Origin of the sequence: Trinickia sp. (assembly GCF_051954495.1) — a bacterium.
In the GTDB taxonomy this organism is placed as follows: Bacteria; Pseudomonadota; Gammaproteobacteria; order Burkholderiales; family Burkholderiaceae; genus Trinickia.
On record NZ_JBQCHR010000192.1, the window covers coordinates 69,047 to 79,139 of the forward strand.

Here is a 10,093-nt window from a genome sequence, read left to right on the forward strand (position 1 = left end):
AGTGGCTGTCACTAATTTGCGCGCTCCGCCGCGACCAATCGCGCTCGCCAAGAAGCCGGCCGCGCCATCGGCCAAACAAAGCGCATCCGCCCAGGGCGCGACGCGGCCAACTCGGCCAAGCGGGACTATCATTGCACCCCTGGCGCGCTTTCTCATCTCGAAACGAGAGCGCGCATCGTTCGATTAGCGCGTAGAAAGGACACGTCTCATGACTTCCGGCGTCATCCGCATTCGCGGGGCTCGTCAGCACAATCTCAAAAATATCGACCTCGACCTGCGCACAGGCGAAATGACGGTCGTCACGGGACCGTCGGGTTCCGGCAAGTCGAGCCTCGTCTTCGACACCTTGTACGCTGAAGGTCAGCGCCGTTACGTCGAGACATTTAGCGCTTACGCGCGGCAGTTTCTCGACCGCATGGATCGCCCGCAGGTCGACCGGGTCGACGGCGTGCCGCCTGCGATTGCGATCGATCAGACCAACCCCGTGCGCAGTTCGCGGTCGACGGTCGGTACGATGACCGAACTCAACGATCATCTGAAGTTGCTCTACGCTCGCGCGGCGCAGCTTTTCGATAAAGTGACCGCCGACGGCGTACGGCACGACACGCCCGAGACGATCTACGCGGACCTCGCTGCCCGCACGGCCGAGCGCGACGAACGGCTCGTCGTCACGTTTCCGGTGGAATTGCCCGAGCAAACGAGCGCCGACGAGGTCGGACAATGGCTCTCCGCGAGCGGCTATACGCGCGTGCAGGCGGAGCGTGAAGTCGCGACGCCAGCCGGCGCTCGCAAGGTGCTCGACGTCGTCGCCGACCGCTTTCGCATCGGCAAGACAGAAAAAGCCCGCGTGGTCGAAGCGATCGAAGCCTCGCTCAAGCGCGGAGCGGGGCGCGTGAACGTCTATGTACTGCCCGAAGCGGATGCCGACGCTGGCGCGGCCGAGCCGTCGCCGCGCATCTGGCGTTTTTCCACGGGGCTGCATTGCCCGGAGAGCGACCTGCGCTATGCCGACCCGCAGCCGGGCCTGTTCTCGTTCAACTCGGCCTACGGCGCGTGCGACGTCTGCCGCGGCTTCGGCCGCGTGATCGGCGTCGACCTCGGCCTCGTCATCCCCGACGTGCGAAAGACGCTTGCCGGCGGTGCGATCAAGCCGATGCAGACCCCGGCGTGGAAGGAGTGCCAGGACGACCTCATGCGTTATGGCGCGCGGGCAGGCATTCGCACGACGACGCCATGGGCCGAGCTGACCGACGCGGAGCGCGATTGGGTCATCAACGGCTCGCCGGATTGGAAAGGAGAGTGGCAGCGCGAGTGGTATGGCGTACGGCGCTTCTTCAACTATCTCGAATCGAAAGCGTACAAGATGCACATCCGTGTGCTCTTGTCGAAGTACCGCAGCTACACCCCATGCGAGACGTGCGGCGGCGCGCGGCTGAAGACCGAATCGCTGCTGTGGCGCTTGGGTACGAAAGCCAACGCCGACGCGGTGCTCGCACCCGAGGCGCGTTTCCTGCCGCACGGCGTGACGTGGACGCGCGCGCAACTCGAGGCGCTGCCGGGCTTGACCGTGCACGACCTGATGCTGATGCCGATCGCGCGAATCCGGCGGTTCTTCGACGAAATCACGTTGCCGAGCGCACTGCTCGACGACGCGTTGAAGCTGCTCGTCGCCGAAGTGCGCACGCGCTTGCGCTACTTGTGCGACGTCGGGCTGGGGTATCTGACGCTCGATCGGCAAAGCCGCACGCTCTCGGGCGGGGAAGTGCAGCGGATCAACTTGACCACGGCGCTCGGCACGTCGCTCACGAAGACGCTGTTCGTGCTCGATGAGCCGAGCATCGGTCTTCATCCGCGCGATCTCGATCGCATCGTCGAGGCCATGCGGCGATTGCGCGATGCGGGCAATACGCTCGTCGTCGTCGAGCACGACCCATCGGTGATGCTTGCGGCCGATCGACTGATCGATATGGGGCCCGGCCCGGGCGAGCGCGGGGGCAACGTCGTCTATGACGGAACGCCGGCCGACATTCGCGCGGCGCACACGCTGACCGGCGAGTATTTGGGCGCGCGATTGCGCGTGGCGGACGCGACGCATTGGGCCCGGCGGCCGGTGGATGGGGACACGCCTCGGCTCGTGCTCGAAGGCGCGGGCGAGCACAACTTGCGCGATGTGACAGTCGACATCCCGCTTGCGCGGCTCGTCTGCGTAACGGGCGTGTCGGGCTCGGGCAAATCGACGCTGATCCAAGACGTGCTCTATCCGGCGCTCGCTCGTCATCTCGGGCGGCCAACGGAGTCGCCGGGCGCGCATCGTGGCCTGATCGGCGCGGAATTGATTGCCGACGCGGTGTTCGTCGACCAATCGCCGATCGGCAAGACCGCTCGCTCGAACCCGGCAAGCTACGTGGGCGCCTTCGACGAAATTCGCAAGCTGTTCGCGAAGGCGCCGCTGGCCTTGCAGCGCGGCTACGCGGCCGGCACGTTCAGTTTCAATTCGGGCGATGGCCGATGCCCGACCTGCGGCGGCTCGGGCTTCGAGCACGTCGAAATGCAGTTCCTCTCCGACGTGTACCTGCGTTGTCCCGATTGCGATGGGCGTCGCTATCGTGCGGAAGTGCTCGAGGTGACGATCGAACGCGGCTCGCCCGCTCGGGCGCTTTCGGTCGCCGACGTGCTCGAGCTCACGGTCAGCGAGGCCGTGAGCCTATTCGCCGACGACGCCGACGTGCTGCGCGTGTTGCAGCCGATCGTCGACGTGGGGCTCGAATACGTCAAGCTCGGCCAGCCCGTGCCGACGCTCTCGGGCGGCGAGGCGCAGCGGCTCAAGCTTGCCGGGTTTCTCGCCGAGACGGGCGGCAAGGTCGGTGCGGAAGCGACGCCGGGTGGGCGGCTTTTCATGTTCGACGAGCCGACGACGGGCCTTCACTTCGACGACATCGCCAAGCTCATGCGCGCCTTCGGCAAGCTGCTCGCGCGCGGCCATTCGCTGATCGTCATCGAGCACAATCTCGACGTCATTCGCGCGGCCGATTGGATCGTGGATCTCGGGCCCGAGGGCGGCGATGAAGGCGGGCTCGTCGTCGCGGCCGGTACGCCGGAGCAAATCAAGGCGTGCGGCGCGTCGCATACGGGGCGCGCGTTGAAGCAGTACGAAAAAGCGCTCGGTGCGGCCGAGGCAGCCAACGAGACGGTAGCCGGCGTTCCGCTCCAAAAGGCGCTTGCGGCGGCCCGTTCGCGCCGCGCCGTCGAGGGCGACGACGTCGTGCGTATCGTCAACGCGCGCGAGCACAACCTGAAAAGCTTGAACGTCGATATTCCGCACGGCAAGTTCAACGTCGTGACCGGCGTGTCCGGCTCGGGCAAGTCGACGCTCGCGTTCGACATCCTGTTTCACGAAGGACAGCGGCGCTACCTCGAATCGCTGAACGCCTATGCGCGCTCGATCGTGCAACCGGCGGGGCGGCCGGAAGTCGATGCCGTGTATGGCATCCCGCCGACCGTGGCGATCGAGCAGCGTCTTTCGCGCGGCGGACGCAAGAGCACGGTGGCGACGACGTCGGAGGTCTGGCATTTTCTGCGTCTGCTGTACGTGAAGCTCGGCATTCAGCACTGCATCCACGACGGCACGCCCGTCACGCCGCAGAGCGCCGAATCGATCGCCGCGCACGTCCTGCGCAATTACGCCGGCGAGCACGTGGGCTTCTTCGCGCCGCTCGTCGTCAACCGCAAGGGCGTCTACACCGATTTGGCGAAGTGGGCGAAGGCGCGCGGCTATTCGCATCTGCGCGTGGACGGCGAGTTCTTGCCCGTCGATCCGTGGCCGAAGCTCGAGCGCTTCCGCGAACACACGATCGAGCTGCCGGTGGCCGACCTCGTTGTTTCGGCGGACAACGAAGGCGAGCTGCGCCGATCGCTCGATGCCGCGCTCGAATTCGGCAAGGGCGTCGTTCATTTGCTCGCGCCGCTCGACGGCTTGGCCGATGCGCTCGCGTCGAAACGCTCGACGGTGGCGATCGGCGAAGTGGAAGTGCTGTCCGTCAAACGGGCTTGTCCCGAGTGCGGGACGAGCTACCCGGAGCTGGATCCGCGCATGTTCTCCTACAACAGCAAGCACGGCTGGTGTATGAGCTGCGTCGGCACCGGGCTTGCATTGACGCGCGAGCAGCGCGCCGCGTACGACGATACGGTGCTCGGCGCCGATGACGGACGCGGACGCGAACAGACCCTGCCGTCGGAGGAACAGGAGGTCGAGGGCGTCAGCGATACGCCGTGTCCCGACTGCGGCGGCACGCGGCTGAACGAAACGGCGCGGGCCGTAGCGTTCGACGGCCGCGCGATCGTCGACGTCGGTCGCTGGACCGTATCCGACACGCGCCAATGGATCGATACGATCGAGCTTGGCGGCCGCGATGCGCAGATCGCTCGCGACGTCGTCAGCGAAATCGCGAGCCGGCTACGGTTCCTCGAAGAAGTGGGACTAGGGTACTTGAGCCTCGATCGCGCGGCCCCGAGCCTGTCGGGCGGCGAGGCGCAGCGGATTCGGTTGGCGGCGCAGCTCGGCAGCAATTTGCAAGGCGTTTGCTACGTTCTCGACGAACCGACGATCGGCCTGCATCCGCGCGACAACCGGATCTTGCTCGATGCGCTCCATCAGCTCGGCGAGAAGGGCAACACGCTGGTCGTCGTCGAGCACGACGAGGACACGATTCGGCGCGCGGATCACATCATCGACGTCGGGCCGGGCGCCGGCAAGCGCGGCGGCCGGCTCGTGGCGGAAGGGGGCGTGAAGGATCTCGCGGCACACCCCGATTCGCTGACGGGCCAATTTCTCGCGCGGCCCATCGTTCATCCGTTGCAGCCGCGACGCGAAGTGCGGGCCGATGCGAAGGCGCCTACGCCGGAGCGGTGGCTCACCGTGCACGGTGCGTCGCTGCACAATTTGCGGAACGTGACGGCAAGCATCCCGCTCGCGCGACTCGTCGCGGTGACGGGCGTATCGGGATCGGGCAAATCGACGCTCGCGCGCGACGTCCTGATGACGAACCTGCTCGATGCGGTCGGGCGCTCGGTGCTGTCCTCGCCGGCCACCCGGCGCGCGCGCCGTGCCGCGCAGGAAGGCGCGGCTAAGCAACCGAAGACGCAAGCCCAGCAGATTCGCCGCGCCACGGCCAGTACCGCCCGCGCGCCCCTGGACGTGACGCACCGCTGGCAAGGGTGCGTGTCCGTCACCGGCTTCGAAGCGATCGACCGCGTGCTCGAAGTCGACCAAACGCCGATCGGCAAAACGCCGCGCTCGTGTCCGGCCACTTACATCGGCGTCTGGGACACCATCCGCAAGCTGTTCGCCGACACGCTGGAAGCGCGTGCACGCGGCTATGCAGCCTCGCGTTTTTCGTTCAACACGGGCGAGGGACGCTGCCCGGCATGCGAAGGGCAGGGCGTACGCACGATCGGCATGAGTTTCTTGCCCGATGTGAAGGTGCCTTGCGATGTCTGCCACGGGCAGCGCTTCAATCCCGAGACGCTTGCCGTGACTTGGCGCGGCAAGAATATCGGCGATGTCCTGACGATGGAGATCGACGAGGCTGTAGAGTTCTTTTCGTCGATGCCGAGCATCGGCCATCCGCTTCAGCTGATGAAGGATGTCGGGCTCGGTTATCTGACGCTGGGGCAGCCGTCGCCCACGCTATCGGGCGGCGAGGCGCAGCGCATCAAGCTCGTGACGGAGCTGGCGAAAGTGCGCGACGACGTGACGCGGCGCGGGCAAAAAGCGCCGCATACGCTTTACGTGCTCGACGAGCCCACGGTGGGTTTGCATATGGCCGATGTGGCACGTCTGATTCGCGTACTGCACCGGCTCGTCGACGCGGGCCATAGCGTCGTCGTCATCGAGCACGACCTCGACGTGATCGCCGAAGCGGATTGGATCATCGATTTGGGCCCGGAAGGCGGAGCGGGCGGCGGCGCGATCGTCGCGGCCGCGGACCCGGAGACGCTCTCGCGCGTGCGCGAGAGCCATACGGGACAGGCCCTCGTGCCGGTGCTCGGGCGTGCGGCGAGTGAAGGCGAAGGTGAAGCGGTTTCACCCGCCGGTGCGACGGCGCGAGGCGGGCGGCGTAGCGCGTGATTCCCCTGCGCGTCAGGCTTCCCCGGCCAATTCGGGCGCGGCGCTCGGGGCTGCGGGCGCAATCGCCGGAGCGCTTTGCGGGCCCGCGCCTCTTACCTGTCCCACCCAGATCAGCGCGAGCGCAGCCAATGCGACGGACACCCATCCGCTGACGCCGTAGCCGACGAGATGTCCCGCCGAATCGGTCGACAGCATCAAGCCCCCGAGCCAAGCGCCGCAGCCCGTGCCTAGCGATTGCACGGCGCCGTTGGCGCTCAAGAACGCCCCACGATGCTGGGCGTCGGGCACGGTTGTCAGGATGGCCTGCATCGGCACGATCCGGCCCGAGGACACGACGAGAAGCAAGGCAAAGCCGGGCACCATGATCGAGAACGGCACTTGGGGCAAATGCGTGAGCAGCAGCACGGCGCCTAACGCCAACACGCCGAAGATGCGGAACACGAGACGATGGCCGATTCGGTCGGCCAGCCTGCCGATGGCGCGCGAAGTGAAGAACGTCGCCGCGCCGCCGGCCATGTAGAGCCAGGAGATCTGACCGGGCAAGATGCCGTGATTGGCCACGAGCATCGGCGAGATGAACGGGATCACCAGCATGTGCGCGAACATGATGAGAAACGTCAAGGCGAACGCACGCAGGTGCCGCGGATAGGTCAGCAACTGCACGAGCGCCGGCATCGTCTCTGCCAGCGACGACGGCTTCGTGGCCAGATGCTCCGCGAGCGGTGGCAGGATGCGCGCCGTGATTACGGCAATCGTTGCCGTTAGCGCCGCGAGCAGCCAAAACGGCGCGGACCAATGAAAGTACGCGCCGAGCAGCACGCCGGCGGGCACGCCTGCTATCGCCGCCATCGAGAAGCCGGTCATGATGATGCCCGTCGCGGCGCCGCGCCTTTGAACCGGCACGATGTCGGCCACGATCGCCATGACGGCGGCGCCGAGCACGCCCCCCGTAATACCGGCAAACGCGCGGCTCACGAGGAGCAACGGATAGCTCGTCGCCCAGGCGCATACCACGTTCGATACCGCGAACAGCAAGTAGGCGGCAAGCAGAAGCTTGCGACGATCGAAGCGGTCGATGTAGGTCGCCGCCAAGAGCGCCGACAGCCCTGAGCACCACGAATAGGCCGAGACGGCGGCCGCGAACTTGGACGGCGAGATGTGGAAGGCGGTCATGATCTGCGGGCCGAGCGGCAGCATGACCATGAAATCCATGATGAGCGTGAATTGCACGAGCGCGAGCAGCCATATGAGGCGCCGCTCGCGCGCTTGGGGCAGGGCATACATAGTTATTCGATTCCTTGTCGATGTGCCGTTTCTCGAACGGCGGTGCGCGTGGACCGCCGTTGTCTTACTTGACGCTTCGCCTGCCGCGCGCGTGACACGCTCAAGCCTTTGAGTCTTGCGGCGCGGGGCCCGCAGCCGGTTTTGCCTCGATTTCGGCGGCGGCGCGAAGCAGGATTTCGGCCACGCGCTGCTGTTCGTGCTCGTCCGCATCGATGCGTCGCAGCAGCGCCAGCTTCAACGCGTAACGCGCTTGCTGCAGCTTGGGGTGCCAACTGCCTGCGTCGCGACCGAAGGCGCCGCCGTCGGTGTCTTCTTGCTCCGCCGCGTAGGCCCGCCGCACCGATTCCATCTTGTGCGCCACATAGCTGAGCTTGGCGAGAATCATGTCGACTTGATCGCGGTTCGCGGCCAAGTGCGTGCGGCCCGCCTCCGAGATCTCGTAGCGCTTGCGATTGCCTTCTTGCTGGACGGTGACGAAGCCCAGTTCTTCGAGATAGGTCAGCGCAGGATAGACCATGCCGGGGCTTGGCGCATAGAAGCCGTTCGAACGCGTCTCGATCGCCTTGATGAGTTCGTAGCCGTGACGCGCTTGCTCCTCGATCAGCGCGAGCAGCATCAACTGCAGGTCCTCGCCGGTGAATTTGCGGCCGCGCGTGAAGCTTTCATCGTCGCCGAAGCCGCTGTCGCCGCGCCCGCCCCAGAACGGACCGCCGCCGTGGCGGTGCCGGTGACGCCCGATGGCGTGCCACAACTCGTGCAGGAACGACGGCTCGCCGCGGCGAGCATGCAGCCTCCGGTCGTGGCCGTGAAAGAAGCTGGGATGGACCCCTTCGCGCCGATGTCCGTACCAATGACCATAGTCGGGGCCAGCTTCGCGCGGGTCGCGATCGAAGGAGTCGTGGTGATCTTGGTGGCCGTGGCGATCGCGATGTCCTTGCGAATGCGCGTGGCGGTGCCCCGGCTGAAAGTCGGAGAAGTCGAGATCGCGGGGGCCTTCGTGAAAGTGGTGACGCATGAGCATCTCCTTGAGGGAGTCGTGAACGGGGCGGTGTCGATGTATATCTAAAGATATATATCTAAAGATAGTCTGTCAAGCGGGGCTTGGGTCGACGCGAGGCCAGGGTTGAGACGGCGGGAATGCTCGTTGCGGACGGAAGCGGACGGCATACCGTTCAACCACGACCGAAAAAGGGGGTTCCATGTTCGTGCACAACAAGCGGTTGCAGTACACGGTTCGCGTCGGCAGTTCCGACCCGGGGCTGGCGAATCTGCTGCTGGAGCAGTTCGGCGGGCCGCAAGGAGAATTAGCTGCGGCGATGCGCTATTTCACGCAGGCAGTGACTGAGGAAGACCCCGGTCGCAAGGACATGCTGTTCGATATTGCGACCGAGGAACTGAGCCACTTGGAGATCATTGGGTCAATTGTCGCGATGCTCAACCGCGGGGCGAAGGGTGAGCTTGCGGAGGCCGTCGATGCGCAGGCCGAGCTATACCGGAAGCTCAACGGCGCCGGCAACGACAGTCATGTGACGCAGGTGCTCTATGGCGCCGGCACGCCGCTTACGAACTCCGCGGGCGTACCGTGGAGCGCGGCGTATATCGATACGATCGGCGAGCCGACGGCGGACTTGCGTTCGAACATCGCGGCCGAGGCACGCGCGAAGATTATTTACGAGCGGCTCATCAACGTATCGGACGACCCGGGGGTGCGCGAGGCGCTGGGCTTTCTCATGACGCGGGAAGTGTCGCATCAGAAGTCGTTCGAGAAGGCGCTCTATGCGATCACGGCGAATTTCCCGCCGGGCAAGTTGGCCCCGATTCCCCAGTACGCCGACGCCTATTACAAGATGTCGCACGGCGCGCCGCCGGAGCGGGGGCCGTGGAACGAAGGGCGAGGGTTGGAGCTCGTCGAAGATCCGCCGATTCCTGTCGACGGCGGCGACGGATCGGCGGCCGTGCAACTGAGCGAGAAGGAGCGAACCACACTGGACGAGATGAAGCGGCGGTTGAAGTCGGATCGCACGCACGATCCGGAGACGGGGGCGGAGTTAGGGGAGGCGCAGCCGGGGGCGAATGGGTTGGTGGAGTAGTTGTTGCTCGCCGGGAAGGCGCCGGAAGCGAGCGCGTCCGCCTTGTTGCAAGATACATGAATAATCGGTAGTAACCGTTGCACTCGCTGGGGAGCCGGACTAGTTGGAAGTTACCCGGGCGAGCGCGTTCATCAGGTTTCTAGGCCGCTTTCGAGCGGCCTTTCCTTTTGTGCGCCAGGCGCTTGCCTCGCGCGAGGAAGTCGGCTTCCGTGCCAGTGCGAATCCGAGTGTTGCTCATAGTTTGCTCCGCAAGGCAGTCCGGCCACGCGCGAACCGGTCCGGCGTAGGTCATAAAAAGCAAACAATAGTTGCTATTACTGGCTGGATCGGTAATTATTGTTTCTATGCCAAGACGATCTAACGCCGCCGACATGCTGCCGTATCCAGTGGAGCGGGCCCTTGCGGATTTCGGGGAAAATCTTCGGATCGCACGCAAGCGCCGGCGCGAGACCATGCAGTCGTTCGCCGAGCGCATGCAAGTGTCGGTGCCGACGCTGCGCAAGATGGAGGCGGGCGACCCTACCGTTTCCATTTCGGTCTACGCGATGGCGTTGTGGCTCATCGGCCGGGTCCAATTTCTTCCCCGCATTGC

5 protein-coding genes are annotated in these 10,093 nt (G+C 65.5%); 3 read left to right on the forward strand and 2 right to left on the reverse strand.

What is annotated here, in order from left to right; genetic code table 11:
- The first annotated feature begins 208 nt into the window (after nt 1–208).
- On the forward strand, nt 209–6,127 hold the full coding sequence (uvrA, locus tag ACTHNR_RS27035; protein ID WP_440551990.1) for an excinuclease ABC subunit UvrA: 5,919 nt from the start codon (nt 209–211) through the stop codon (nt 6,125–6,127).
- Between the two features lie 12 nt (nt 6,128–6,139).
- On the opposite strand, the gene ACTHNR_RS27040 is transcribed toward uvrA, so the two are convergent.
- Nucleotides 6,140–7,411: an MFS transporter gene (locus ACTHNR_RS27040; protein WP_440551992.1), complete on the reverse strand. Its 1,272-nt coding sequence runs from the start codon at nt 7,409–7,411 to the stop codon at nt 6,140–6,142.
- A gap of 100 nt (nt 7,412–7,511) precedes the next feature.
- Nucleotides 7,512–8,426: a PadR family transcriptional regulator gene (locus ACTHNR_RS27045; protein WP_440551994.1), complete on the reverse strand. Its 915-nt coding sequence runs from the start codon at nt 8,424–8,426 to the stop codon at nt 7,512–7,514.
- 184 nt (nt 8,427–8,610) lie between these two features.
- On the opposite strand from ACTHNR_RS27045, the gene ACTHNR_RS27050 reads away from it, so the two are divergent.
- The gene (locus tag ACTHNR_RS27050; protein ID WP_440551996.1) at nt 8,611–9,501 is read left to right on the forward strand and encodes a manganese catalase family protein; all 891 of its coding nucleotides are present in this window, start codon (nt 8,611–8,613) and stop codon (nt 9,499–9,501) included.
- A gap of 371 nt (nt 9,502–9,872) precedes the next feature.
- The coding region (locus tag ACTHNR_RS27055) for a helix-turn-helix domain-containing protein (protein ID WP_440551998.1) at nt 9,873–10,093 on the forward strand (221 nt) is incomplete at its 3' end.

Coding starts and splice junctions, on each gene's coding strand:
- uvrA (WP_440551990.1), top strand. CDS start 209: ATGACTTCCGGCGTCATCCGCATTCGCGGGGCTCGTCAGCACAATCTC.
- ACTHNR_RS27050 (WP_440551996.1), top strand. CDS start 8,611: ATGTTCGTGCACAACAAGCGGTTGCAGTACACGGTTCGCGTCGGCAGT.
- ACTHNR_RS27045 (WP_440551994.1), bottom strand. CDS start 8,426: ATGCGTCACCACTTTCACGAAGGCCCCCGCGATCTCGACTTCTCCGAC.
- ACTHNR_RS27040 (WP_440551992.1), bottom strand. CDS start 7,411: ATGTATGCCCTGCCCCAAGCGCGCGAGCGGCGCCTCATATGGCTGCTC.